The organism is Streptomyces sp. NPDC053542 (assembly GCF_044544685.1).
GTDB lineage: Bacteria > Actinomycetota > Actinomycetes > Streptomycetales > Streptomycetaceae > Streptomyces.
Genome location: NZ_JBITXL010000001.1, coordinates 952,877 through 977,872, shown reverse-complemented (window position 1 = coordinate 977,872; position 24,996 = coordinate 952,877). Strand labels below are relative to the sequence as shown.

The 24,996-nt window shown below is 71.0% G+C and carries 21 protein-coding genes and 2 pseudogenes; 10 read left to right on the top strand and 13 right to left on the bottom strand.

Features of this window, described 5'->3' with window-relative positions; all coding sequences use genetic code 11:
- The first annotated feature begins 222 nt into the window (after window positions 1-222).
- From ACIGXO_RS04260 to ACIGXO_RS04250, 3 genes are all read left to right on the top strand, one after another.
- Complete coding sequence (locus ACIGXO_RS04260; protein ID WP_399779819.1) at window positions 223-1,020, top strand: FAD-binding oxidoreductase; 798 nt, start codon at window positions 223-225, stop codon at window positions 1,018-1,020.
- Window positions 1,021-1,128: 108 nt separating this feature from the next.
- Entirely contained in the window at window positions 1,129-1,869 is a 741-nt protein-coding gene (locus ACIGXO_RS04255) for an O-methyltransferase (RefSeq protein ID WP_399779816.1), read from the top strand.
- A 67-nt stretch (window positions 1,870-1,936) separates the two neighbouring features.
- The gene (locus tag ACIGXO_RS04250) at window positions 1,937-2,782 is read left to right on the top strand and encodes a class I SAM-dependent methyltransferase (RefSeq protein WP_399779813.1); all 846 of its coding nucleotides are present in this window, start codon (window positions 1,937-1,939) and stop codon (window positions 2,780-2,782) included.
- A 100-nt stretch (window positions 2,783-2,882) separates the two neighbouring features.
- On the opposite strand, the gene ACIGXO_RS04245 is transcribed toward ACIGXO_RS04250, so the two are convergent.
- The 8 genes from ACIGXO_RS04245 to ACIGXO_RS04210 form a co-directional block, all read right to left on the bottom strand.
- Window positions 2,883-3,347: a VOC family protein gene (locus ACIGXO_RS04245; protein WP_399779810.1), complete on the bottom strand. Its 465-nt coding sequence runs from the start codon at window positions 3,345-3,347 to the stop codon at window positions 2,883-2,885.
- A gap of 36 nt (window positions 3,348-3,383) precedes the next feature.
- On the bottom strand, window positions 3,384-4,451 hold the full coding sequence (locus ACIGXO_RS04240; RefSeq protein WP_399779808.1) for a pyridoxal phosphate-dependent aminotransferase: 1,068 nt from the start codon (window positions 4,449-4,451) through the stop codon (window positions 3,384-3,386).
- Complete coding sequence (locus ACIGXO_RS04235) at window positions 4,448-4,843, bottom strand: cupin domain-containing protein (protein ID WP_399779805.1); 396 nt, start codon at window positions 4,841-4,843, stop codon at window positions 4,448-4,450. The genes ACIGXO_RS04240 and ACIGXO_RS04235 overlap by 4 nt, the downstream gene beginning before the upstream one ends.
- Entirely contained in the window at window positions 4,840-5,883 is a 1,044-nt protein-coding gene (locus ACIGXO_RS04230; RefSeq protein ID WP_399779802.1) for a class I SAM-dependent methyltransferase, read from the bottom strand. The genes ACIGXO_RS04235 and ACIGXO_RS04230 overlap by 4 nt, the downstream gene beginning before the upstream one ends.
- Before the next feature lie 63 nt (window positions 5,884-5,946).
- Window positions 5,947-7,065, bottom strand: a complete 1,119-nt coding sequence (locus ACIGXO_RS04225; RefSeq protein ID WP_399779799.1) for an NAD(P)/FAD-dependent oxidoreductase — start codon at window positions 7,063-7,065, stop codon at window positions 5,947-5,949.
- Window positions 7,058-8,017: a hypothetical protein gene (locus ACIGXO_RS04220; protein ID WP_399779796.1), complete on the bottom strand. Its 960-nt coding sequence runs from the start codon at window positions 8,015-8,017 to the stop codon at window positions 7,058-7,060. Before ACIGXO_RS04220 ends, ACIGXO_RS04225 begins: the two co-directional genes overlap by 8 nt.
- A gap of 260 nt (window positions 8,018-8,277) precedes the next feature.
- Window positions 8,278-9,387, bottom strand: coding sequence for an NAD(P)/FAD-dependent oxidoreductase (locus tag ACIGXO_RS04215; RefSeq protein WP_399779793.1), 1,110 nt, complete (start codon window positions 9,385-9,387; stop codon window positions 8,278-8,280).
- Window positions 9,388-9,439: 52 nt separating this feature from the next.
- Complete coding sequence (locus ACIGXO_RS04210; RefSeq protein ID WP_399779791.1) at window positions 9,440-11,191, bottom strand: transposase; 1,752 nt, start codon at window positions 11,189-11,191, stop codon at window positions 9,440-9,442.
- 492 nt (window positions 11,192-11,683) lie between these two features.
- Here ACIGXO_RS04210 and ACIGXO_RS04205 point away from each other — a divergent pair, with 492 nt between their 5' ends.
- The 4 genes from ACIGXO_RS04205 (at window position 11,684) to ACIGXO_RS04190 (ending at window position 16,263) form a co-directional block, all read left to right on the top strand.
- Window positions 11,684-12,886, top strand: a complete 1,203-nt coding sequence (locus ACIGXO_RS04205; RefSeq protein WP_399779789.1) for a 3-deoxy-7-phosphoheptulonate synthase — start codon at window positions 11,684-11,686, stop codon at window positions 12,884-12,886.
- A 73-nt stretch (window positions 12,887-12,959) separates the two neighbouring features.
- Window positions 12,960-13,730: a 2,3-dihydro-2,3-dihydroxybenzoate dehydrogenase gene (locus tag ACIGXO_RS04200; RefSeq protein ID WP_399779788.1), complete on the top strand. Its 771-nt coding sequence runs from the start codon at window positions 12,960-12,962 to the stop codon at window positions 13,728-13,730.
- A gap of 26 nt (window positions 13,731-13,756) precedes the next feature.
- Window positions 13,757-14,380: an isochorismatase family protein gene (locus ACIGXO_RS04195; RefSeq protein ID WP_399779786.1), complete on the top strand. Its 624-nt coding sequence runs from the start codon at window positions 13,757-13,759 to the stop codon at window positions 14,378-14,380.
- Entirely contained in the window at window positions 14,377-16,263 is a 1,887-nt protein-coding gene (locus ACIGXO_RS04190; protein WP_399779785.1) for an anthranilate synthase family protein, read from the top strand. The genes ACIGXO_RS04195 and ACIGXO_RS04190 overlap by 4 nt, the downstream gene beginning before the upstream one ends.
- 80 nt (window positions 16,264-16,343) lie before the next feature.
- On the opposite strand, the gene ACIGXO_RS04185 is transcribed toward ACIGXO_RS04190, so the two are convergent.
- From ACIGXO_RS04185 to ACIGXO_RS04175, 3 genes are read right to left on the bottom strand one after another with little or no spacing between them, the layout of a single operon-like run.
- Window positions 16,344-17,558: an FAD-dependent monooxygenase gene (locus ACIGXO_RS04185; RefSeq protein WP_399779782.1), complete on the bottom strand. Its 1,215-nt coding sequence runs from the start codon at window positions 17,556-17,558 to the stop codon at window positions 16,344-16,346.
- A 2-nt stretch (window positions 17,559-17,560) separates the two neighbouring features.
- Complete coding sequence (locus tag ACIGXO_RS04180; protein WP_399779780.1) at window positions 17,561-19,129, bottom strand: class I adenylate-forming enzyme family protein; 1,569 nt, start codon at window positions 19,127-19,129, stop codon at window positions 17,561-17,563.
- Between the two features lie 19 nt (window positions 19,130-19,148).
- Window positions 19,149-19,691: an SRPBCC family protein gene (locus ACIGXO_RS04175; protein WP_399779778.1), complete on the bottom strand. Its 543-nt coding sequence runs from the start codon at window positions 19,689-19,691 to the stop codon at window positions 19,149-19,151.
- Window positions 19,692-19,828: 137 nt separating this feature from the next.
- Here ACIGXO_RS04175 and ACIGXO_RS04170 point away from each other — a divergent pair.
- Together ACIGXO_RS04170 and ACIGXO_RS04165 are read left to right on the top strand one after the other, a co-directional pair.
- Window positions 19,829-20,158: pseudogene (locus tag ACIGXO_RS04170) on the top strand (alcohol dehydrogenase catalytic domain-containing protein); the annotation flags it as partial.
- A 93-nt stretch (window positions 20,159-20,251) separates the two neighbouring features.
- Window positions 20,252-20,839, top strand: a pseudogene (locus ACIGXO_RS04165) (zinc-binding dehydrogenase); the annotation flags it as partial.
- Window positions 20,840-20,861: 22 nt separating this feature from the next.
- Here ACIGXO_RS04165 and ACIGXO_RS04160 read toward each other — a convergent pair.
- On the bottom strand, window positions 20,862-21,692 hold the full coding sequence (locus ACIGXO_RS04160) for a class I SAM-dependent methyltransferase (protein ID WP_399779777.1): 831 nt from the start codon (window positions 21,690-21,692) through the stop codon (window positions 20,862-20,864).
- Between the two features lie 234 nt (window positions 21,693-21,926).
- Window positions 21,927-23,489 (bottom strand): 4-hydroxyphenylacetate 3-hydroxylase family protein, encoded by a 1,563-nt coding sequence (locus ACIGXO_RS04155; protein ID WP_399779775.1) that lies wholly within the window; start codon window positions 23,487-23,489, stop codon window positions 21,927-21,929.
- A 226-nt stretch (window positions 23,490-23,715) separates the two neighbouring features.
- On the opposite strand from ACIGXO_RS04155, the gene ACIGXO_RS04150 reads away from it, so the two are divergent.
- Window positions 23,716-24,990, top strand: coding sequence for a Rieske 2Fe-2S domain-containing protein (locus ACIGXO_RS04150; protein ID WP_399779773.1), 1,275 nt, complete (start codon window positions 23,716-23,718; stop codon window positions 24,988-24,990).
- Window positions 24,991-24,996: the final 6 nt, after the last annotated feature.

The following is a 24,996-nucleotide window of genomic DNA, read 5'->3' as shown; positions in this document are numbered from 1 at the left end:
CGGGGCGCGCACGGTAGCGTGGGAAAGGAATTTCCGCGGTGTTCGTCCGAAACTCCTGCGGTCCTTATTGACCGGCGACGGTCGCCCGGGCGCGCCTTGCCGCCTCACTTCAGGCTTGTGATTGCGCCGGGAGCTGCCGCATTCACGATGGCTTTCGTCGGCTTGCGCGGTGGCGCGGAGCACTGCCGGCGGCTCGTCGCACTTCACGAAGCGAGGACGGCGATGAACGAGAGTTTCCACGCATTACGGGTGGCCGAGGTGATCGTCGAGACCGAGGACGCCCGCTCGTTGGTGTTCGATGTCCCCGACGACTTGGCGGAGGAATTCCGGTACCGGCCGGGGCAATTTGTTACCCTGCGCATCCCCGGCGCCGAGCACGGCCCCGTCACCCGCTGCTATTCGCTGTCGAGTTCACCGCACACCGCGGACCCCTTGATGGTGACGGTGAAGCGCATGCCGGCCGGGCGCGGCTCCAACTGGCTGCTGGACAGCGTACGGGTCGGCAGCACGGTGTACGTCCAGCCGCCGACCGGCCGGTTCACCCCCGCCTCGCTCGACGGCGACTTCCTCTTCCTGGCAGCCGGAAGCGGCATCACACCGGTGATGTCGATCGTCAAGTCGGCGCTGGCCGCCGGTTCGGGCCGGCTCACCCTGCTCTACGCCAACCGCGACGAGCGTTCGGTGATCTTCAGTGAGCAGCTGGCCGGTTTGGCCGCCGCCCACCCGGACCGCTTCACCGTCCGGCACTGGCTGGAGTCCCGGCAGGGGCTGCCGGACGCGGCCGGGCTGCGCACCCTGGCCGCGCCGTTCCGCGACCGCGACGCGTTTGTGTGCGGCCCGGAGCCGTTCGTGGCCGGCGTGGTCGACGCCCTGGCCGCGCTCGGGGTTCCGAGCGAGCGCACCCACCTGGAACACTTCCGGCCGCCGAACGGCACCGCGGGGCCGGAGCCGTCGCCCGGCGGAGATCCGTCGGCGCGGACGCCGCGGCCTGACCGGCGCCTCCAGCTCTTGCTGCCGTGACGCCGGCCGCTGTCCGGCGGCGCGGTACGGATTCGACGGTATTTCCCTCTATGAGCGGACCTGGATCGGAGATGGGCGATGGCGAAACGCCTGCGCATGCTGATGCGAATGGGGAACCTGACCCGGACGGGCCAGGTCGGTGACGGCCGGGAGGAGGCGCTCGCCGCGTACGTGGTATCGCACGCGGCCCCCGGGGACGTCGACGACGTGATCCGTGTGATCGACAAGTACGCCTACCAGCAGGCCACCCTCATCAACGTCGGTGATGAAAAAGGTTTGTTGCTGGATGCCGCGGTGCGGCGGGCCAAGCCACGGCTGCTGCTGGAACTCGGTACGTACTGCGGTTACGGCGCGCTGCGGATGGCCCGGGCGATGCCGCCCGAAGCCCGGCTCTGCTCGATCGAGTTCAGCGCGGCCAACGCCTCGGTGGCACAGCGCATCTGGGACCACGCCGGGCTCGGGGACCGGGTCACTGTGCTGCACGGCACGCTGGGCGACGGCGGCCGCACCATCGAGCGCCTCACCACTGAGCACGGCTTCGGCCCCGGCCGGCTCGACTTCGTCTTCGTCGATCACATCGCCCGCGCCTACCTGCCGGACCTGCAACGCATCCTCGACCAGCGGTGGCTGCGCCCGGGCTCGATCGTGCTGGCCGACAACATGAAGGTGCCGGGCGCGCCGCGCTACCGCGCGTATCTGCGCGAGCGGGAGGGCACGGAGTGGCGCACCCGCGAGCATCACACGCACGTCGAATACCAGTCGTGGGTCAGGGATCTGGTGCTGGAGTCGGAGTACCTGCCCTCCGCGGTCGCCGCCGGGTCCGGCGGCACCGGCACCGCGCCTGCATGAGAACGGACCGCTCCCGGCCGGGACCGGGATTCCATGGCCACAAGGCCCCAACGGAGAGGAACCACCAGTGACGGCGACGGCGGACAAGACAGCCATCCGGACCGCGTTGTGGCGGGCCCTGCACGTCCAGGTCGATCCCGGGCCGCACGTCTTCGACGACGAACTCGGTGCGCGGCTGGCAGCGCCGGACGGTGACTGGCGGTCCCGGCCGGACATGGATCCGGTGCGCAGCGCCCCGGCACGGGCGTCCATCGTGGCCCGGGCCCGGTTCACCGAGGACTTGGTCGTCGAGCAAGCCGCCCGGGGCGTCGACCAGTACGTCATCCTCGGCGCCGGGCTCGACACCTTCGCGCAGCGGCGGCCGGAGGTCGCCGGGAGAGTGCGGGTCTTCGAGGTGGACCAGCCGGAGACGCAGGCATGGAAACGTGCACGGCTGGGCGAGCTGGGCTACGGGATCCCCGAGTGGCTGCGGCTGGTCCCCGTCGACTTCGAGGCGGACGACGACTGGTGGCAGCGCCTGACGGAGGACGGCTTCGACCCCGCCCGGCCTGCCGTGCTGGCCTGCTCCGGCGTCACCATGTACCTCACCAGGGACGCGGTCGCCGCCACCCTCCGTCGGGCCGCGGCCCTCGCCGAGGGCTCCAGCCTGGCCCTGACGTTCATGCAGCCGGTCGACCTCGTCGCACCGGAGGAGCGGGCCGCCCGGGAAGGGGTGGAGCACGCCGCGCGCGCCGACGGGACACCCTTCCGCAGCTTCTTCGGGCCGGACGACATCCTGACGCTGGCGAAGGAAGCCGGGTTCCGGCACGCCGAGCACGTCTCCGCGGGTGATCTCGCCGCGCGCTACTTCGCCGGCCGGACCGATGGACTCCGCCCGTCGACCATCGAGGAACTTCTGCTTGCCACCACCTGAGACGGATGCCCGCCGGATGCCGGTACGCCGGCGGAGCGCACATGATTCCGGGCCTGCCGCGGGTGCGCGGCAGGCCCGGAGTCCGCCGGTGGGTGTCCGGTCAGCCCTTGCTCCGGAGGTAGGCGTTCCCGCGGCGCTGGACCTCCTCCGGGCTCAGGTCCTCGATGCGGCTGGCGAGCGTCCAGCGGTGGCCGAACGGGTCGATGACCTGCCCGGCCCGCTCGCCGAAGAACTTGTCCTGGACGGGGCGCGTCTCCTCGGCGCCGGCCGCCACGGCCCGGGCGAAGGCGGCGTCCACGTCCGCCACGAACAGGTACAGGGTGACCGGCGTGCCGCCGAGGGCCTTGGGGCCGAGCAGACCGGCCGCGGGGGACTCGTCGGACAGCATCACAACGGTCCCGCCGATCCGGATCTGTGCGTGCGGCACGCTGCCGTCGGGCGCCGTGTACCGCTCCAGCTCCTTCGCCCCGAACGCCCGGGTGTAGAAGGCGATTGCCTCGTCCGCGTTGGCCACGAAGAGATACGCCGTCAGCTCGGCATAGCCGTCCGGAATCGGGTTGACCATGATTGACCTCCAAAAATGTGGGGATGCGGGGCGCGGCTACCGCGCGCCGGCGGTGATCCGGTCGAGCGCGTCGAGGAACGTCAGCAGTTCCTCCTGGGTGCCGAGGGAGACCCGCAGATGAGCGGGGAAGCCGAACAGGCCGGTGTCGCGCACGAGGATGCCGTGCTCCTTGGCCAGGACGGACTGGGCGGTGCCGGAGTCGGGGACCGCGACCGTCACGAAGTTGGTGACCGAGGGCAGATAACGGTAGCCGCGGCGGTCGAGTTCGGCGCAGAACCACCGGCGCCGCTCCTCGCTGTCCTGCCGGACGCGGCCCAGGAACTCCTGGTCCCCGAGGGCCGCCACCGCCGCGGCCTGGGCGGCCCGGTTCACGCTGAACGGCAGTACGGCCAGCGTCCGGCGCACTTCGGCGATCAGCTCGGCGGGACCGAGCGCGTAACCGATCCGCAGAGCCGCCAGTCCGTATGCCTTGGAGAAGGTGCGCAGCGCGAGCACCGGGGTACCGTCGCGTAGCTGGGACCTGGCCTGCGGCTGACCCGGGGGACCGAACTCGTGGTACGCCTCGTCGAAGACGAGGGGAGTGCCGCTGTCGCGCGCCGCCGCGACCAGCGTGTCGAGCGCCGGCGCCGGCAGCGTGGTACCGCACGGGTTGTGCGGGTTGCACACATAACCGATGCCGCACTCGGGGAGCCGCTCAGCGAACGCCACCGGGTCGATCCGGGCGCCGTCGAGCGGCACCTGGACGGCGCCCCGGCCGATGCGTTCGAGCGCCGCCGGGTAGCCGGGGAAGGTGCCGGCGGTGACGAGGCCGGGGCGGTCCAGGTCGCCGAGAGTGAGCGCGGTGGCCAGCACCAGCTCGTCGCTGCCGTTGGCCACCGCGATCTGCTCCTCGGGCACCTCCCAGTGCCGGCTGAGGCGCTGGACGAGCTCCTCGCGTTCGGGCGCCGGGTAGCGGTTGATCCGGTCCAGTTCCCCGGTCACCGCCGCGACCGCCGCGGGGCTCGCGCCGAACGGGCTCTCGCTGAGGTGCAGCCGCACCAGCGAATCCCCCGACGGCACACTGGTGTTGTAGGTCCGGGGTGCCTGCTGGGCGGGAGCACTCACAGGTGATCTCCCACCAGGATCCCGAAACAGTAACTCCCCATCGCCGCCTCCAGGGTGAGGAAACAGTGCTCGCTGCCGGCCGGTATCCGCATCACCGCGGGCGACACCAACTCGTGGCGGGCGCCGTCGAGTTGTACCTCGATCCGGGCCTGGCCGGGTTCGGGGGAGACCAGGAAGTAAATCTCGTCGACGTCATGGGTGTGCGGAGCGGCGACGGGCTTGCCCACGAGCGTGCTGAGCTCGCCGCCGGCGAGCTGCACCGGCAGCCCGCCGAACATTTCCGCGGTCAGGTAGAAGGGCGCAGGCTGGTGATGCCCGGCGACCGCGAGCGGGACGGGCAGGGCGGTGATGATCTCCGCGTCCGCTCCGGTCGCCGGGTCCTGCACTGTCACGACGCCTCCAGGACGAACAGGTAGGTGTGCGGAGCGCCGAACGGCACCGTGCGGCGCAGCTGCATCCCGCCTTGCTCGAAGAGCTGCTCGTACTGCTCGCGGGTGTAGATGGGCACACCCATGAGCGCGTGGGCGAGTTCGAAACCGCTGGAGAAGACCGGCAGGCGGGAGCCGTCGCCCTTGCCGCGCGGCCGGATCGTGGTGTCTGCCAGCAGGAAGGTGCGGGCCTGCGGGAAGGACTTGCGCAGCCGGGGGATCACCTCATCGCGGCGCTCCGGGGCGGCAAGCAGATCGTGCAGGAACATGAAGCTCATCACGACGTCGGCCTCGTCGCTGCCGTCGACGCGATGGTCCTTGAAGAGGATGTCGAGCACGTCCGCGCAGACCGGCTGCACGGTGCCGCGCAGGCCGTACTTGGCGACCGTCTCGTCCGCGAGCTCGGTGGCGGGCCGGCTGATGTCGATGCCGATCCCGCGGCTGCCGGGGCGCTCCTTGACCAGCCGGGAGACCCGCTCGCTGACGCCCGCGCCGAGGTCGACCAGGGTGCGGAAGTCGATGCCCGCGATCTCTTCGTCGAGGATGTGCCGCATCAAAGCGGTGTCCGCCTGGGCGGAGCCGAGTGCGACCATCGCCTCGTCGCGGTGCAGGTCGACGCCGAACCGGCGGTCGCCGCGGGCGAGCGGCGCCGCGTTGGCGAAGACGTCGTGATAGCCGCCGACGCCCCAGGTGAAGAAGCCCAGGGAACGGGTGACGTCCTCGCTGACGGTGGTCGCCCGGACGCGGTCGCCGTGGACGTCGAGGTATCCGAATGCTTCCGCGGACCGGACGAGCGCCCGGAAGACCGCCGGATTCAGCGCGTTCTTCTCGCAGAACGCCGGAATGTCGAGCGTGCGTTTTTCTTGCAACTTCCGGAATACGCCGAGGCGTTCCAGCGCGTGCAACACGTGCGCGCAGAGGTAGCCGTTGAATGCGGTGTCCGGATTCAGGGGGGTCAGCGCCTGGCCCTGCCATTCCGCAGGGAGTGCGTATGCCGACGACAATTCACACCTCTCAGATGAGAGCGGCGGGCGGCGTGCTGGGGCCGCCCGCCGCGGGGAACGTGCTCAGGCCGGCTTCTGCGCCAGGTGGGTGGCGAGGGAGAAGGCGGTGAGGTCGACCTCGGGCTTGACGCCGCGGTGCAGGTCGCGGACGATCCGGCCGGCGGTCGGCGCGTGCGCCAGGCCATGTCCGGTGAAGCCGGCCGCGAAGAGGATCCGCTCGTGCTCGCCCTCGCCCCGGCCGATCAGCGCCGACTTGGTCGGTGTGACGTCCAGCGTCCCGGTCCAGGCGCTGTGCAGCTTGGCGCCCTTCGCCTCCGGGTACCACTTCGGCAGCTCTTCGACGGCCGCCTCGAACCAGATGTCGCGCATGCCCTCCTGCTTGGAGATGCGCTCCAGGCCGACCAGGAAGCCCCTGCCCCGGCCCATCGTCTTCAGGCCGGAAACCGGGTGGAAGGTGAAGGGCGTGTCGGTGTCCCGGTCGGAGATCGGGTCGGTGTAGAGCAGCTCGGCGAACTGGCCCCACACCGGCAGCTCCATGCCGGCCAGCTTGGCCACGTCGCCGCCCCACGGGCCGGCCGCGATGACGATCGCGTCCGCGGTGAACTCACCTGCGGTGGTGGACACCTGGCCGGCACCGGCGTCGATGCCGGTCACCTCGGTGCCGGTCAGCAGTCGGGCGCCGAGCTTGGCGGCCGCGTCCGCGTATCCCTTGACCAGCGCTTCCGGCTTGACTCGGTAGCACTCCGGGGACCAGACCGCGGCCTCCATGGTGGCGGGGTCCAGCCAGGGGTTGTACTCGACGGCCTGGGCGGGGGTGAGCAGTTGGACGTCGGCACCGACCTCGCGGTGGGCCGGCAGCAGCGCCTCGATCTCGGCCGCCTGCTCGGTGCTGGTCAGCACCGTGAGCAGGCCGAGGTGCTTCAGCTCGAGGTCGCTGCCCGTCGTCGTGGCGAAGGAATGGAACTCGGACAGGCTCCGGACCGCGAGTTCGGTGTCGTGCGGCTTCTTCGGGAAGTAGGTGCGGAACGCTCGCGCGGTCTGCGAAGTGGTGGCCGTGCCGAACTGGTCCTTCTCCAGCAGGAGCACGTCGATGCCGGCCTTGGCGCAGTGGTAGGCGATGGACACGCCGATCACACCGCCGCCGATGATCAGCAGTTCGGTGGAGTTCTTCCGGTCAGGCATGCGCACTCCTCGTGGTGGTCGGTTGGAACGTCCAGGTGTCGCCCCCCAGTTCCCACGGGAACAGCTGCAGGTTCCAGGCACCGAGGGCGTTGGTATAGGTGGCCATGTGGGAGAGCAGCGCGATGAAGTCCTCCTTGGAGGTGGTCTCCTCGATGACGGCGACCACCTCCTGGGTGAGGTCCCACAGCGTGTTCAGCCCGCAGTAGCCGAGGAATTCGGTGGGCTTGACGAGCAGGATTCTGGCCATCTCGACCAGCGCGGAGAGCGGCACATCGGTCAGCCGGGCGGCCCGCACCAGTCCGGTGTGGGACACATAGCCCAGCGGCCGGGTCTCGCCGTTGATGCAGACGAGCGTGGTCAGCACCGAGTCCTTGGTGCCGGCCCCAGTGGTGAAGCGGCCCTCGTGCGCGGCGATCAGCTCGTCGGTCGGCTCGATCAGCACCCGCTCGGTCTCCGCGGCGATCCGCTCGACCAGGTCGCGCGCCCGGGCGGACTCCGCCGGCATGCGTCGCACGCCGTGGCCGGTCTCGCCGTCCACCCGCCGCACCTGCGCGAGGATCGGGGCGCCATTGCCGTGCACGGCGTCCCAGACCATCTGGCCGATCTTCGGCAGTGTGTCGAGGTCCTCCGGGACGACGGAACCGATCGGCGCGGTGGGCATCGGTTCGGTCAGTTCGCCGTACTTGATGGTGAGGTGCTGCACCGCGGAACAGAACACGGTGCCGTTGGGCTGGATCTTGCGGTCGACCTTGTGGTCCGGGACGGCGTGGAGGAGGTCGTGCGCCGGTGGCACGTGATAAATGCAGTCACCGGCGACGAGCGCGTGTCCCTGCAAAGTCTGATACGGCAGTGACGCCCAGAGCGGCTCGACGAGTTGGGCATTGCGGCCTTCATCGAGAGTGATGCGTAGCTTGGCGCCGATCGACTGCCAGGAGATCTCAATTTGGCGCATTATTCCTACCCCGTTCTACTCGGTTCTGCGAATAGCGCGCATGCGTCCAACAGGTTTGGAGGGGCGGTTGGATGGTGACGCTGGGACGCTAGCAGCGGCCAGAATGCGAGGGTAGGGATAACCGCCTCAGGTCTTCGACAAGCTACGGACTTTGTCACGTCGATATCCCGGAGAAAAACCCGGTGTTTGTCAGTCTGCCGGGCCCGGCCGCACCATTGCCGGTATTTCTGGGGCCGACCTGACACAGCCGGACCGGTTTTTCAGGCCGGCGCGGACGGCGTGAGCGCGAAAGGCGTCAGGTCGACGCCGGGGGAGCGGTCGAAGTACAGGTCGCGAATGATCCGGCCGGTGGCGGGCGCCTGGCCCAGGTCCTGACCGGTGTATCCGGCCGCCACGAAGATGCGTTCGTGCGGGCCGCTCGCCCGGCCGATGCATGCCGTCCGGGCCGGGGTGACGTCCACCGTCCCGGTCCACACGCTGTGCAGCCCGGTCCCCCTGAGCTTCGGATACCACCTGCCCAGCTCCTCGGACGCCTCCTTGAACCACGCGTCGCGCATGCCCTCCTGCCGGGAGACGCGTTCCAGGCCGACCAGGAAGGACCGGCCGGCGCCCAGCGTCTTCAGGCCCGATGCCGGATGCACGGTGAAGGGGGCGTCGAGAGTGCCGTCGGCGAGGACCGGGTCGGTGCGGAACAGCTCGGCGGACTGCGCCCACAGCGGGAGCTGCAGGCCGACCGAGGCTGCGAGTTCGCCGCTGCCGGCCTCGGCCGCGAGGACGATGGCCTCCGCGGAGAACTCGTCGCGGGCGGTGACGACTCGACCGCTCCTGGGGCCGAGTCCCGTCACGGTCCGGCCGGTCAGCAGCCGGGCGCCGTGCTCCCGGGCGCCGGCGGCGTAGCACCGTACCACCTTGTCCACGTCGAGCAGGTAGGACTGCGGGCACCAGATCGCGGGCTCGGCGCCGGCCGGGGCCAGCCACGGGTTGTGCGCGCGGGCCCGCTCCGGGGTCAGAAGTTCCAGTTCCACGCCGGCGGCGCGCTGAGCCGCCAACTCCCGCTCCAGCTCGGCCGCTTCAGCCCGGCCGGCCGGCACCACCAGCCACCCGACGTCCGAGAGGACCAGGTCGGCGCCCCCGGCCGGGGCGAACGCCCGGTAGTCCGCGAGGCTGCGCACCGTCAGCTCGGAGTTGTGCACCTTTCCCGGCTGGTACGTACGCACCGGACGGGCGGCCGGCGCGACGGCGGCCTCGGCGGGATCGGGATCGAGCAAGATGACATCGATGTCTGCCCGTGCGCAGTGATAGGCGATCGACAGTGCTGTCACTCCGCCGCCGACTATCAGCATGTCGGCGGTGTTCTTCTGGTCAGGCATGCGGGCCCCTGGTGAGGAGATGTCCGGTGTCGGAATGTCCGGTGGGCCGGCGTCACGCAAGCGCCGGCCGGTAATCGGTCCGGGAGAGCAATCGCACGAGATGCGCAATGGATGCGAGCGTGACGTGCCGGTGCCAGCCCGGAAAGGACCGGCCGCTGAAATCCCAGATCCCGACGTGCTGGGACACCGATTCCAGGTCCCGGTCCACCCGGCGCACGAGCCTCGCCAATTTCAGAACGGTCGCGGCCGGCACCGTCGTCAAGGTCGTCAGCCACAGCTCCTCGCAGACGCTCTCGCCCACCGGGCTGACCGCGATCAGCCGCAGCGGCGCCGCCCTCTCCGGGTGCGGCTGCTCGGCGCCTGCGGGCCACTGGACGTCGACGGTGGTGAGCAAGTGGCCCGCCTCGGCCGCGGGGTCGGAGCAGCCGACCGGCCGGCGGCGGAACCGGGCCGCCTCCACGATCCGGCGCGCGGCGAGCGGTCCGCGCGTCCGGTGCCCGGCCAGCGCCGGATCCTTGATCTGCAACGGCAGGGTCGCCGAGATCCGCACGAGCAGGGGCACGTCAGCCGTGTGCAGCGGCCGGATGAGCTGGCCTCGCTCCATGTCGCGGCCGTCCAGCACCACTGGCCGGCCGGGGCCACCGGTGCGGGCCAGGACGTCCAGCAGCGCCTGGGCCGTGCACTCGCCGAGGGACTCGGCGCGGAGGTCGGCGGGTATGCCCGCCCGCCCGCGCCGGTGCGGGTCCTCGACCCATTCCTTCGGCACCTGGAGGCGCCAGCTCACCGGCGTGCCGGCCGTCTCGGACACCGCGAGGACGCCGACGGCCTGCTGGCCGTTGACGGCCTTCCCCCGGGACGCGCAGAACCGCCGGCTCACCGCCACCGCCTGCTGTCCGGCCTTGGCGATCAGCACCGGGCGGATCACCCATGCCTCGGGCTCCATGGTGCGCGCCACGTACCGGGTGAGCGCGGTGCGGACGGGCTCCCAGTCCCAGGTGGAGTCGCTGATGAAGTGGTGCAGCCGCTGGTCGAGCCCCGGTCCGTCGACGAAGGCCGCGATGTTCCGGATGGTTTTCCGGCCGGGCGTGTCCAGCAGTCCCCGAAGGTACTGACGGGCCCTCAGCCGCTGGTCCCGCCGGGTGAGCGTGGCGAACAACTCGTCGCAGACCCGGTCGAGGACCAGGTCCGTCGCGTCGGATGATGCGGTCTGTGGCAGGCCCCGGCGGAGCCGGCTCAGCACGTCGACGACGGTGCACGGCTCCAGCTCGAACTCCTGCGCCACCTGGTGGACCGGCGTGCTGAGCCGCGGCGCCGGCGCCCTCCCGGGGAGTTCGGCGTACCGTGGCGGCGCGGCCGCGCGGGGGCGTTCCAGCGGTACCAGGTTGGAGGGCTGCGGGTCGGGGACGCCCGTACGGCCGCGGAGCGCATGCACGGTTCTCGGGTCGAGACCGGTCACCGAGGCGATGGTGCGATCCGGCCAGTGCGGGCGGGCATGGAGGATCCGGGTGGCCGCCGCGGTGCGGTCGTCGAAGGACAGGGGCATGCCGTGCTGGGCATTGGACGACACCGCGGCGACGAACGCGTCCTCCTCGTCCCCGTCGAAGAAGACCACCTCGATGGACTGGTCACCGCGCAGTTCAGCGGCCTTCAGCCGGTGCATTCCGTCCAGGATCCGCATGGTCCCGCGGTGCACGAAGATAGGCGGGAGTTTCATCGGGGACTGGGCGAGCGTGGTGATGTATTCCTGGTTTTCCCCATGCGTTCTGATGTTTTCTCCGGGCCGCAGAATACGAAGGGGAATCATGCAGGTCTGGAGGGCCGCTGACGGCTCCGGTAATGAGTGGAGCGCGCCCGCGCTGTCGACTTGAGTGACCGCAGCTTGTTCCCAGCGCATCGGTGTCCCCTCATCCAGTGAGTCCGTGTCGGTTTGCCTGTGGAACGCGAATTGGTGGGGTGGCCGGCCGCCGTTGGACGCTACGTCGCCCCGGCACCGCCCGCAACCAGGTTCCGCGGCGGTCCGGGACGCCGCTTGACAGCGTTCCCGGAACGGAGATAAAGGCGGCCCGGCACAGCCCCGGATTCCTTGTCAGGGCAACCCCGAACTCGCAGGACCACGGCAACCTGATGAGGAAGCAATTGACCTGACACAGTTCCCCCACGGGCATTGGCCACGCCGCGCGCGAGCCATAAGACTTGGGGCGCGGTTCAGCCGCCCCCTCCACGCCGCCGATTCCCATCAGACCGTGTGTGCACCTGCCGCGGCCGGACATCCGTCGAGCAAGTCCGGGAGATCACTGTGCTTACTCGTTCCTCACCCAAGGACGCATCGGCCGCCGGCGCACCCGACCCGGAGCCGGGTCCGGCGAGACAGCAGCCCCAGTGGCCCGACGCCGCACTGGTCCAGCGGGTCCGCGGCCAACTGGCCACCCTCCCGGGGCTGCTCGAAGCCGAGGAGGTACTCGCGCTGCGCACCCGGCTCGCCGCGGTCGCCACCGGCGCGGCCCGAGTGGTGCAGGCCGGCGACTGCGCGGAGGACCCCGCCGACTGCACCCCGGGCGACGTCGCCCGCAAGACCGAGCTGCTGGAGCTCCTCGCCCACCGGATGCAGCGGAGCACCGGCGGGCCGGTGCTCCGGGTCGGCCGGCTGGCCGGCCAGTTCGCCAAGCCTCGCTCCGCGCGGACCGAACAGGTCGGTGACCTAGAACTCCCCGCCTACCGCGGGTACATGGTCAACGACCCCGTGCCCGATCCGGAGCGCCGACGGCCCGACCCGACCCGGATACTCTCCGGCTACCGGCTCGCCGGCCAGGTCATGCGGTACCTGGGCTGGGCCGACCGGAGCGCGCACCCGCGCCCCGCCCCCGAGGTGTGGACCAGCCACGAGGCATTGCTGCTCGACTACGAGCTGCCGATGGTGCGCCGTACGGAAGCGGGCCGGACCTGGCTGTCGTCCACGCACTGGCCGTGGATCGGCGAGCGCACCCGGCAGGTCGACGGGGCCCATGTCGCACTGCTCGCACGGGTCGTGAACCCGGTGGCCTGCAAGGTCGGCCCCACCATGGTGGCCGGTGAGCTGCTGGCCCTGTGCGAACGGCTCGACCCGCGCCGGGAACCGGGCCGGCTCACGCTGATCACCCGGATGGGAGCCGACGGGGTCGGCGGCCGGCTGCCCGCCCTCGTCGCGGCGGTGCGGGCAGCGGGGCACCCCGTGATCTGGCTGTGCGACCCGATGCACGGCAACACCTTCACCACTCCGGACGGTTTCAAGACCCGGCTCGTGAACCGGATCGTGCGGGAGGTGACCGACTTCCAGGACGCGGTCGGTGCCGGCGGCGGCGCGGCCGGCGGCCTGCACCTGGAGACCACCCCGGACGACGTCACCGAATGCGCCCGCACCTGGGCGGACGTCCCGCACGTCGGGGACAAGTACACCAGCCTCTGCGACCCGCGCCTCAACCCGGACCAAGCCCTCGAGGTGGTCTCGGCGTGGCGGGCGTGAACACCGGCCGGTCCGCAACCGGCCCGCACGAAACACAACGTCGTCGCGCACACCCAGCAATGGAGGTCGAACTATGGAGGACTCAGTCGCCCTGGTCACCGGGGCAGCGGGTGGGATCGGCGCGGCCGTCGTCCGCGCGCTGAGCCGCCGCGGCGTACGGGTGGCCGCGGTGGACCGGGACTCCGGACGGCTCACCGAGGTGGTGGAGAAGATGGTCGCCGACGGCCTGCCCGTCGAGGCGTTCCCCGCCGACGTCACCCGCGCCGCCGAGGTGGAAGAGCTGGTGGACGGGGTCGAAAGCGCGCTGGGGCCGGTGGACTTCCTGGTCAACGCCGCCGGTGTACTGCGCCTGGGACCGGTGCGCCGGCAGTCCGACGAGGACTGGGCCGCGACCTTCGCGGTCAATACCACCGGCGTGATGCAGGTGTCGCGCGCGGTGGTCAACCGCATGGTGCCGCGCTCCCGCGGCGCCCTCGTCACCGTGGCGTCCAACGCGGCCGGTACACCCCGCATGGAGATGGCGGCCTACGCCGCGTCGAAGGCCGCGGCGACGATGTTCACCAAGTGCCTGGCCCTCGAGGTCGCCGGCCACGGCATCCGTTGCAACGTCGTCGCGCCGGGCTCCACCGACACCGCCATGCTCCGGTCCATGTGGCACGACGAGACCGGCCCGCAGGCGACGATCGACGGCCGGCCCGAGGTCTACAAGGCGGGCATCCCGCTGGGCAAGCTGGCCCGCCCGGCGGACATCGCGGACGCCGTGCTCTTCCTGCTCTCGGACCGGGCCGGGCACATCACCATGCACGAGCTGACCGTCGATGGCGGCGCCACCTTGGGCGTGTGAGGAACCTTGGAGTGAAGGAGATGGCCATGGCGGGGATACCCCTCATCGAGCCCTACCCGATGCCGGCCGCGGGTGACCTGCCCGAGAACGTCGCGCGGTGGGAAGCCGACCCGGACCGGGCGGTGCTGCTCGTCCACGACATGCAGAGCTACTTCCTGCGCCCGTTCCCGGACACCCTCCGCCGGCACCTGGTGCGCAACGCGGCGCAGCTCCGGGAACGCTGCGCGAGCCTCGGTATCCCGGTCGCCTACACCGCCCAGCCGGGCGGGATGACCGACGAGGACCGGGGCCTGCTCAAGGACTTCTGGGGCCCCGGCATGCAGGTCGACCCCGCGGACCGCAGGATCGTCGACGAGCTGGCGCCGGCCGCGGACGACTGGCTGTTCACCAAGTGGCGGTACAGCGCGTTCTTCCGGTCGGACCTGCGGGAACGCATGGCACGGCACGGCCGCGACCAGCTCGTCATCTGCGGTGTCTACGGTCACGTCGGAGTGCTGATGACCGCGGTCGAGGCGTTCTCCCACGACCTCCAGACGTTCCTCGCCGCCGACGCGATCGCGGACTTCTCCGCGGACCACCACCGGCTGACCCTCACCTACGCGGCCCAGCGCTGCGCGGTGGTCACCACGGTCAAGGAGTTCTGCGCATGACCGAGTCCACGAAGCCCGCAGCGGCGGACCTGCTCGACCTGGTCCTGTCGCCGCGGCCACCGGCGTTCGCGCTGATCCACCGCCCGGAACGGACCGGCGGCGCGGTCCTGGACGTCCTGGTCGGCGAGGTGTCCGCGGTGGCGACCCTGGCCGACGTCCCGCTGCCCGAACGGGCCGGCGGCGCTGGGCACGACGTGCTGGTGCTGGTGCCGTTCCGGCAGCTCGCCGAGCGCGGCTTCGCCTGCACGGACGACGGAGAGCCGCTGCTGGCGATGACCGTCACCGCGCAGGCCGCGATGGCCTGCCACGAGGCGCTGGCGACCCTGCCCGACCTGCCGACCCCGCTCACGGGCCAGCACTTCGACCTCCCCGACGACGCCTACGCCGACCTGGTGCGGACCGTCGTCAGCGAGGAGATCGGCCGGGGCGAGGGCGGCAATTTCGTCCTCAAGCGCTCCTACGTCGCGGAGATCACGGACTACACGCCCCGGCACGGGCTGTCGTTGTTCCGCCGGCTGCTCCAGCAGGAGTCCGGTGCGTACTGGACGTTCATCGTGCACACCGGCGACCGGACGTTCGTCGGCGCCACCCCGGAGCGGCACATCAGCGTGCACGACGGCACCGCCGTGATGAACCCGATCAGCGGCACCTACCGCTACCCGCCTAGCGGACCGGTCCTCCCGGACGTACTGGCATTCCTGGACGACCGCAAGGAGACCGACGAGCTCTACATGGTCCTCGACGAAGAGCTCAAGATGATGGCCGGGATCTGTGACGGCGGGGGTCGCGTCGTCGGCCCCTACCTCAAGGAGATGGCCCGGCTGGCGCACACCGAGTACTTCATCGAGGGGCACACCGCTCGCGACCCGCGCGAGATCCTCCGGCGGACGATGTTCGCTCCCACCGTGACCGGGAGCCCGCTGGAGAACGCCTGCCGGATCATCAGCCGGCACGAGCCGGGGGGCCGCGGCTACTACAGCGGGGCGGTCGCGCTCATCGGCCGGGACGGCGAAGGCGGCCGTACCCTGGACTCCGCCATCCTGATCCGCACCGCCGACATCGACCGGGGCGGCCGGCTCCGGATCGGCGTCGGGGCGACACTGGTACGCCACTCCGACCCGGCGTCGGAGGTCGCCGAGACGCGCGCCAAGGCCGCGGGGCTCCTCGCCGCGTTGCAGGCCGACCGGCCCGCGCGCCTCGCCGAAGATCCGCGCGTCCGGGCCGCGCTGGCCCGCCGCAACACCGGCATCGCCGACTTCTGGCTGACCCACGCGGACCGGCGGACGAGCCTCCGGCGCGCGATGCACGGCCGCCGGGTGCTGGTCGTCGACGCCGAGGACACCTTCACCGCCATGCTGTACCACCAACTCGGTTCTCTGGGACTGGAAGTGACGGTACGTCGGTTCGACGAGCAGTACGCCTGCGACGGATACGATCTCCTCGTCATGGGCCCGGGGCCGGGCGACCCGCTGGACGTCGGACACCCCAAGATCGCCCATTTGCACGTCACGATCGGCCGCCTGCTGGCGGAGCGGCGGCCCTTCCTCGCGGTCTGCCTCAGCCACCAGGTGCTCAGCACCCGGCTCGGGCTGGAGGTGATCCGCAAAGAGGTGCCGAACCAGGGCCTCCAGCAGGAGATCGATCTGTTCGGCCGCCCGGAACGGGTCGGCTTCTACAACTCCTTCGCCGCCCGCAGCGACGACGACAAGACCGAGTGCCCGGGGACCGGCGTGGTGGAGATCAGCCGCGATCCGGCGACAGGGGAAGTGCACGCGCTACGCGGGCCCCGGTTCGCCTCGGTGCAGTTCCACGCGGAGTCGGTACTCACCGTCGACGGCGTCCGCATCCTCGCCGACCGGATCGATGAAGCCCTGGGCCGGTGAAGGAGGACGACGGACGACGACGGACGACAACGGAGCAGAAGACGGACGAAGGGGCCCGCCGGTGACGGCGGGCCCCGGTGTCATCGGGCCGCTCCCTGGTACGGGAGGCCGGGCGGGGCGCCGGCGGTGAAGTCCCGCGCGCCGTGCATCCACGCGAGGTGGTCGTGCAGATCGGTCGGCGACATCCTGGACAGCGCCGCGTTCCGGGCCGCGGCCGCCGCCCCGGCCGGGTGCCACAGCCCGATGCTCTCCCGCGAGATCCGCTGCACCGCCGCGGTGCGGTCCCGCCGCAGCCGGTTGTACTCCACGAAGCAGCGGGCGAAGTCCGCGCCGCCGCCGTCCAGCAGGTCGCCCAGCACCACCGCGTCCTCCAGCGCCTGGCAAGCCCCCTGGGCCGCGTAGTGCAGCATCGGATGGGCGGCGTCCCCGAGCAGGGCGACCGGGCCGTCGGTCCAGCCGTCGACCGGTGCCCGGTCGATCAGTACCCAGGACTTCCATTGCTCGCCGAGTTCCAGGAGCTGCCGCGGAGCCGCGTCGAGCACCGAGAACAGGTCGCGGACGGTGTCCTTGGCCACCGGGACGCCGGCGAGTGCGCGAGTGGCCCCGCCGTCGAAACTGGCGGCCAGATTGAGGTACTTGCCCCCGGCGATCGCATAGTGCACGAAGTGGCACTTGGGGCCGGCCCACCACGTCACGGCGTTCCACCGCAGGTGTTCCGGCACCTGGTCCATCGGGATGATCGTGCGGTGGACGGTGATGCCCGAGATGCGCGGCGGACCGTCGCCGACGAGCTGCCGGCGGACCGCGGAGTGGATGCCGTCCGCCCCGATCAGCGCGTCACTGCTGATCCGCTCGCCGCTGTCGAGGACCGCCGTCGCGCGCGTGCCGTCCTGCTCGTACCCGGCGACCGGCCGGCCCGGGCACAGCTCGATCCGCGCCGCGTCACGGCAGGCCGCGAGCAGCAGCCCGTGCAACTCGCCGCGGTGCACGACGACGTACGGATTGCCGAACCGCTGCTGGTAGCCCTCGGTGAGCGGCACGCTGGTGACGTGCGCACCGGTGACCCCGTCCATGAACCGCAGCTCGTCGACGTGCACCGCATGGGCCCGGACCTCGGCACCCGGCCCGAGGCGCGTGAGGGCGTGCATGGCGTTGGGCGCCAGCTGGAGCCCGGCGCCGAGTTCGGCGAAGCGCTCGCTGCGTTCGAGGACCACCACGTGGTGGCCCCGTTTCGCGATACTCAGCGCGGCGGCCAGCCCCCCGATGCCACCGCCGGCGACGACTACCCGCGCCATCCCTATCGGCCCCGATTCCCATTGCTCAGGGTCTCGGCCAGCTCCAGCCGCTTGATCTTGGTGGTGGCGGTCTGCGGCAGGTCCGTCCGGCGCCATTGGACCGGCTCCGCCATCGCCGGCAGGCCGGCCGAGGCGCGGGCCCAGGCGGCCTTGTCGAGCGGCTTGTTGCCCTGGGTGCACACCACCGGCACCGGCTTGCCGTCCGGGCCCGGCACGATGATGACCTCGACCAGTTCGTCCAGCGCGGAGAAGAGTGCGTCCTCGGCGGCCAGCGTGGAACCGAAGCCGGGGATGACGTCCACCTCACGGTCGAGCAGATGCAGACAGCCCCACCGGGTGCGGTACCCCACGTCGCCCATCCGCCACCACTGGTCGTGCTCCTGCTCGGCGTACCGCTCGGACTCGCCCAGAAACGTCAGGACCCGGCCGTTGGTGCGGACCTCGATGTACCCGGGGGACGCCGCGGACACCGGCCGCCCGTCCCGGCTGACCACCCGGACCGAGGTCATGCCGGGGAACGCGTGGCCGACGCAGCGGCCGTCGGCATCCTCGCCGCGCCAGCGGGTGAAGATCCGCCCGACGACCGGGCCCGCCTCGCTCTGGCCGTAGAGCTGGGCGAAGAGCGGCACCCGGTGCCGGGAGGCCCGCAGCATCCGTTGCACGGTCCGGGGGTGGATGGCGTCGAAGGTGCTGCTGAAGTACTTCACCTGCGCCAGCGGCCGCCGCGGGTCGTCCACCAGCTCTTCCCACCGCATGAACGTGTTGGGGTGGGCCTCCACCACACCCGGACGCATCTGTACGAACAGATCGGCGGCGTGCCGCGGGTCGTCGTCGGCCAGCATGACGAGCGGGAAGCCGCGCAGCATCGCGATGGCCATGGCGGTGAACAGCCGGGAGTGGACGAACGACACATGCACCGCCACCGGGCGCCGCTTGCGGACGAGGGCGGCCGCGGTGGCCTGCGGCCGGTACCGGGCCTGCAACGTCCATCCGGTGTGCACGGCCAACTTCGGGACCCCGGTGGTTCCGGAGGTGTGCGTGATCAGCGTCGGATGGTGGGCGGACATGGTGACCGGCGCCACCCGCCGCACACCTGCCAGGTCGTGCAGCCGCTGGGCGTCCGGGTGGTCGCCCGCGGCGAGCAGTACCCGGCACGCGTGGTCGAAGACCGCGGCGGGCAGTTCGCCGCCCAGCTTGGCCTGGTCCGTGATGAGAAACGGCCGGTCCACCCGGCGCACCAGCTCGGCGACGGTCGCGCCGTCGAGCTTCGGCGACAGCAGCACCGGCACCGCGCCGATCCGGGCGGCCACGCACGCCAGCAGGGTGATGTCGAAGCTGGTCGTCTTGTAGACGACCACACGGTCCCCGGGGCGTACCCCGGCCGCCCACAGCCGGGACGCGAAGTCGCCCACCAGATCCGCGATTTCCGCGACGGTCAGCCGGCGGCCCAGATCGGGTGCCAGGTCCAGGTCGTGGTCGAGGACCACGACGTTGGCCGGATGCCGGGCGGCCGCCCGGTCGAAGAGCGTACCCAGCCGGATCCCGCGATTTCCCACCCGTTGCAGCAGCATGTCCCGCTCCTCCTCCCGATCACGCCTTCTCGGCGATCGCCTTGATGCGGTGCAGCGTGTCGCGTAGATCCCCGGCCAGCTTCTCGGTCCAGTCGGCGAAGAACTTCTCCTTGGTGGCCTCGTCCATCTCCGAGGTGATCCCCCGGATCCCCTCGGTCGCGGTGCCCATGCGCAGGCCGTGTACCAGGACGCAGCCGTCGCCGTCCGGTGTGATCTCGTACGACCAGACGCTGTCCTGCGCGTTCCCGGCGCTGTCCCGCATGGCCCAGCGGAAGACCCGCCCGGGCTCGGCGGCGACCACCTGCGACTCGGTGCGCCAGGTGCCTCGGACCACCGGTGCCCACGCGACGACGTCATCGGCACGCAGGTTCTCGCCGCGGAAGACGGCGCCCACCGTCGCCGGGCGGCCGGACACCCACGCCCCGCCCGTGCATTCCGGACTCCACTCGGAACTCCGCGGCAGGTCACTGACCACCGCGTACACCTCGGCCGGCGGCGCGGCGACATACGTCTGCGCCCGGACATCGAACAACGGCGTGCTCTCGGTATGTGTTGGGGTCATGGTGTCGAATTTCGTAGCGGGGGCTCCGGCAGTCAAAGAAAGGCCCTCGGGTGCATCAAGTCGGCGTCATTTATGTGAGTTGACGAAGGCTCAGGGGTTTTTCCCACGCGCGGTGCGCCGGTGCCAGAATCAGCGGCGTGCTGGCTGCCTATGTAGACCGACTCGGGTCACCTGAAGAGATTTCTTGCGGCGTACTCCCGGCCCCGCGGCCCCGGCGGAACGAGGTGCTGGTCGACGTCCTCGCCACCACGGTCAACCCGGTGGACACCTTCGTGCGGTCCGGGCAGTACCCGACCGCGCTGAGTTTCCCGTTCGTGATCGGCCGGGACCTGGTCGGCGTGGTCGCCGAGACGGGCGCCGAGGTGTCCGGCTTCGCCCCCGGCGACAGGGTGTGGTGCAACAGCCTGGGCCACGACGGGCGGCAGGGGGCCGCGGCGGAGCAGGCGGTGGTGGCGGCCGACCGGCTCTACCACCTGCCGGCAGGAGTGGACCCGGCCGCCGCGGTCGCCGTGGTGCACCCCGGGGCCACCGCCTGGCTCGCCCTGTTCCGGCACGGCCGCGTCCGGCCGGGGGAGACCGTCTTCGTCGCCGGCGCCGCGGGCAATGTCGGCAGCGCGCTCGTCGTGCTGGCCGTGCGGGCGGGCGCCCGGGTGATCGCCACCGCCGCCCGCCGCGACCTGGCGTACTGCCGCGGCCTCGGGGCGGCCGAAACGCTCGACTACGCCGAACCGCGCCTGGCCGAACACCTCAACGCACTGTGCCCGCAGGGCATTGACGTGCACCTGGACACGTCGGGCCGGAACGACCTGGGCACCGCGGTCGGACTCCTCGCGCCCCGGGGCCGGATCGTGCTGCTCGCCGGCGCGCGGGCGCGCCCGGTCCTGCCGGCCGGAGCGCTCTACATGAAGGACGGCTCCATCCGGGGCTTCGTCATCTCCCGCGCCACGACGGCCGAACTGGCCGAGGCGGCCGACGCCCTCAACCGGCTACTTCCCACCGGCCGCCTGAGCGCCCGCACGACAGAGATTCTGCCGCTGCACGCCGCCGCCGAGGCCCACCGGCGCATGGAGGCCGGCGAACTGCACGGCAAGCGGCTGATCCTGGACATCACCGGCACCACGGCGCCCCGCCGGCTGCCGTACCGATGAGGGACGGCCGAGACAGAGGCTCTCAGGTGGTCGCCAGCAGGAACGACTCGCCGACCGCCGGCCGCAGCCCGTCCGGGCGCCCGGCGAAGTACCGCTCGGTGAGGTCCGCCGTCGACAGGTGCCGCGCCTCGCGGAACCCGGAATCGCGCGCCAACCGGAGCATCTCCTCGGCCGTGAAGCAGCTGCGGAACCGGATCGGGTGCTGCGGTTTCTCGCCGGCGGCGGCGACGGTCTCGGGCGGCAGCAGGAACGTCATGGCGAGGGTGGAGCCCGGCGCCGTCTTCGCCGTCTTGGCCAGGGCGTCCGCCACCGCGTCCTTGGTGAGGTACATGCTGACCCCGGTACTGGCCACCACCGCCGGCCGGTCCGGGTCGAAACCGGCGTCGACCAGCCGTGCCCACCAGTCCTCGTCCGCCTCGAAGTCGACCGGCACCATCCGCAGCCACTCGGACACGCCGTAGCCGAGCTCGCCCAGCCGGTGCCGCTTCCACTCCTGCGGGCCGTACTGGTCGATCTCGAACACCCGCATCCCGGCGGCGAGGTCCGGGCGCCGCTGGGCGAAGGTGTCGAGCCCGGCACCGAGGATCACGTACTGCCGCACGCCGTCGGCGAAGCGCTCGGCGACCAGGTCCTCCACGAACCGCGCCCGGGCGACGACACCCGCGCGGAACCCGCTGGTGGCGTTCCTGCCCATGTCGGGACGGCGACGCCAGTTCTCACCCGGAGCGACGAGCTCCAGGCCGACCTCGTCCTCGAGCACGTGCGGGGCTTCGTCGACCTCGAGGTGCAGGGCCCGCCACAGGGCCACTCGCACTGCTGTCGACTCCGGCGCGACACTTCGCTGAGCAGGCATGACGTTCTCGCTCCCGGTTCGTGGACCACCGATCACGGTACGGCGGGCACTGCGTCCCCGCCGTACCCGTGCCGTTCGTGAAGACACTGGTCCACTCTGCCCGGGCCGGTGCTCCGGCCGCCCGCCCCAACTCGCCCCCTTCACCCGATAGGGCGCGTTCTCAGCCGTGCGCTCGCGGCCGGATCCACCGGTGTGCGAGTGGGGAATCTCCCCACTCGCACACCGTCCCGGCCGCTACGAGGACGGCTGGCTCTTCGCCGGGTACATGCCCGTGAGCGGCTTGGTCGGCGGGGGAGGGGGCGCCATCCCCAGCACCTCGGGCGAGAGCGGGATGTCCAGGCTCCGGTCCGAACCGGCCAGCGCCCGGTCGACCGCCCGGTGAATCTCCGTCTTGTCCGCGCCCAGGTAGAGCCCGGCGGTCAGCCGCACCGGGTCGCCGCTGTAGTAGTTCACGTACTGCATGAGCCGCTGGCCGAATCCGTCGCCGGCCACGTCCCAGGCGAGCTTGAACAGCCGGACCCGCTCCTCCGCCGAGACCCCCGGGCGGCCCCGTACGAACCGGTCGAGGAACGGCCGCAGTTCCTCGTTGGCGAAGTCCCCGCCGGACGGCGCGTAGAAGAAGTTGCCCGCCGCCAGGGTCTGGATGACCTCGACCATCCGGCGGTGCGTCGGCGCGGTCTGCATGAGGAACGCCATCATCCCCGGCAGGTAGGGCACCCACGTCCCGTCCGGCAGCGGCGCGGCCAGCGCCTCGGCGCCGTAGAACAGCGTCTTCAGGGTGTCGAGCCGGGAGATCAGGTCGCCGAGCTTCTCCTGGACGTGCAGGAAGTTGTCGATCCCGGTCGCGTCGGCGATCTTCGTCGCGATGCCGCACAGCAGCTCCAGCGAGGCCAGGCCCCGGGCTCCGTTGACCACCAGGACGCTCGGGTCGTTGCCGAGCACCCGGTTGACCAGATCTCGGCTGCCGGGCCGGCCGTCGACGACCACCCGGTCCCACGGGACCAGCACGTCGTCGAAGACAGCGATGCAGTCCATCTCCTCGAACCGGCTGCTGAGGGGATGGTCGAACTCCGCCCGTCCGGCCGGCGCCACCGGCTCGCGGCAGATGAACTTCAGCCCCGGCGTGTCGATGGGGACCGCGAACACCACCGCGTAGTCGTCATCGCCCGGGGCGATGCCCCCGAAGGGGACGACCACGAGCTCCTCCGCGAACGGCGCCATGGTGCTGAGCATCTTCGCACCGCGGACGACGATCCCCTCGTCGGTCTCCCGCACCTTTCCCAGGTGCAGAAACGGCTCCTCCTGCTGGGACGAGGTCTTCGACCGGTCGATCGCCGGGTTGATCAGCACATGGGTCAGGAACAGGTCGTTGCCCCGTACATGCTCGTAGTACCGGCGCGCGTTCTCGCCGAACCGCTCGTCCAGCTCGCGGAAGACCGGGGCGTTGGTGTTCCAGCCCAGCACGAACGCGTTCATGAAGTCCGGCGACCGGCCCATCATGCCGAAGGTGTGGTCGGCGCGGAGCTTGAAGTGCCGCCGCTTGGCGACCAGGTCCTCCTTGCTCCGGCACGGCTGGAACGAGCGCGACAGCCGCTCACCCGTCGTGGGGGAGACATAGGTGCAGACGTCGACGTACCGCGGGTCCAGCTGGAGGTCGTACTGCTCCGCGATGGTCCGCAGCGGGCCGGCGAAGACCGGCTCCTCGGTGACGTGTGCGATGCGCCGGCCGTTGAGATAGATCTCCGGATTGAGCGACTTCAGGTTGTCGAGGTACTGCTTCCCCGTGCGTGCGGGCACGACGTCCTCCTTGTCGGCGGTGGCCCGTCCGAGAGTTCTTGGGAATCCGCCGGCTGTCAATGAAGGCGGGATTTCTGCCGGTGGTTGTCCGACTGGGGAATTTCCCCGGTCGGACGGGGGCGTCGGCCCTTCGCTGATCGTTGACGATGAACTCGCGCGGTTGCCACAATCGTCGCGAATCTTGTGTGAGCATGCTGGCGTTTGCGTGCCTGATGGAGGTTGCAACATGACGTTGAGCCCGGATTTTCGCACCGATCTCGCCACGGGGGAGGTGGACCGGGAAATCTACACCAGCGAGAAGATCTTCGCGCTGGAGAAAGAACGAATATTCTCCCGCACATGGCATTACGCATGCATGACCCGTGATCTGAAAAAGCCCGGGGATTACTTCACGGTTTCCATCGCCGACCAGCCGGTGCTCGTGGTACGGGACAATGACGGGGAGATCCGCGCGTTCCACAACGCCTGTACCCACCGCGGCGCGATCCTGACCGGTGAGCGGTGCGGCAACCAGGGGCAGGTCCTCAAGTGCATGTACCACGCCTGGGCGTTCAACCTCAGGGGCGACCTCATCGGCGTGCCCTACGAGGAGGGCTACGGACCGGACTTCGACCGCGGTGCGCTCGGCCTGAAACCGGTGCACTGCGACACCTTCCACGACCTGGTCTTCGTCGCGCTGCGGCCGACCGTGCCGTCCCTCACCGACTTCCTCGGCGAGATGACCGACCACCTCGCGCCGTATGTGCAGGGGATCGAGCCGATCGGCCGCAACAGCTGGATCTATCACGGCAACTGGAAGTTCTGGCACGAGAACTTCCGGGACGACTACCACGCGGAGTTCACTCACCGCAGCATCCGTGACCTGCTGGTCGGCACCACCGCACGCGGCTGGAACTGGGGAGCGGCGCCGGGCCACTCGGTTCTCCAGTGGGCCTTTCCGCCCATCGACCCGCCGAAGTACGCCCGTGCCCTCCAGCGGTTCAGCGGTGTGGACTTCTCGGACGGCACCATGCCCGTGGGCTGGAACAGCATGCTCGCGCAGGGGCCGCCCGGCCCGCCGGAGGGATTCGAGGGCGGCGAACCGCCGGAGATCCGGCAGGAAGTGCTCGCGCTCTTCCCCAACCTCGACATCCAGCCCGGTCCCAAGGACACCCCGCGCGGCATGAAGGCCGGCTACATCCAGACGGTCACCCCGCTCGGCGTCGACCGGGCCCGGGTCGACATCACCGTCTATTCGGACATCGAGGACGACGAGGCGGCCCGGCAGGAGGCGCTGGAGAACCTCGCCGACACCCAGGGCTCCTGGGGCAAGCTCAGCTGTGACGACACCGAGGCGGCCGCCCGCTGCCAGGTCGGAGTGCGCGGTGACGGCGGCCGGTACAGCCTTTTCACCCGCGGGGTCGCACCCGGCCGGGGCGGCGAGGGCGCCGACGTCCGGGACGAGTACTCGCAGCGCGAGTTCTTCCGGGTCTACCAGCAGTACCTCCAGGACGAGTCGTGAGCAGCC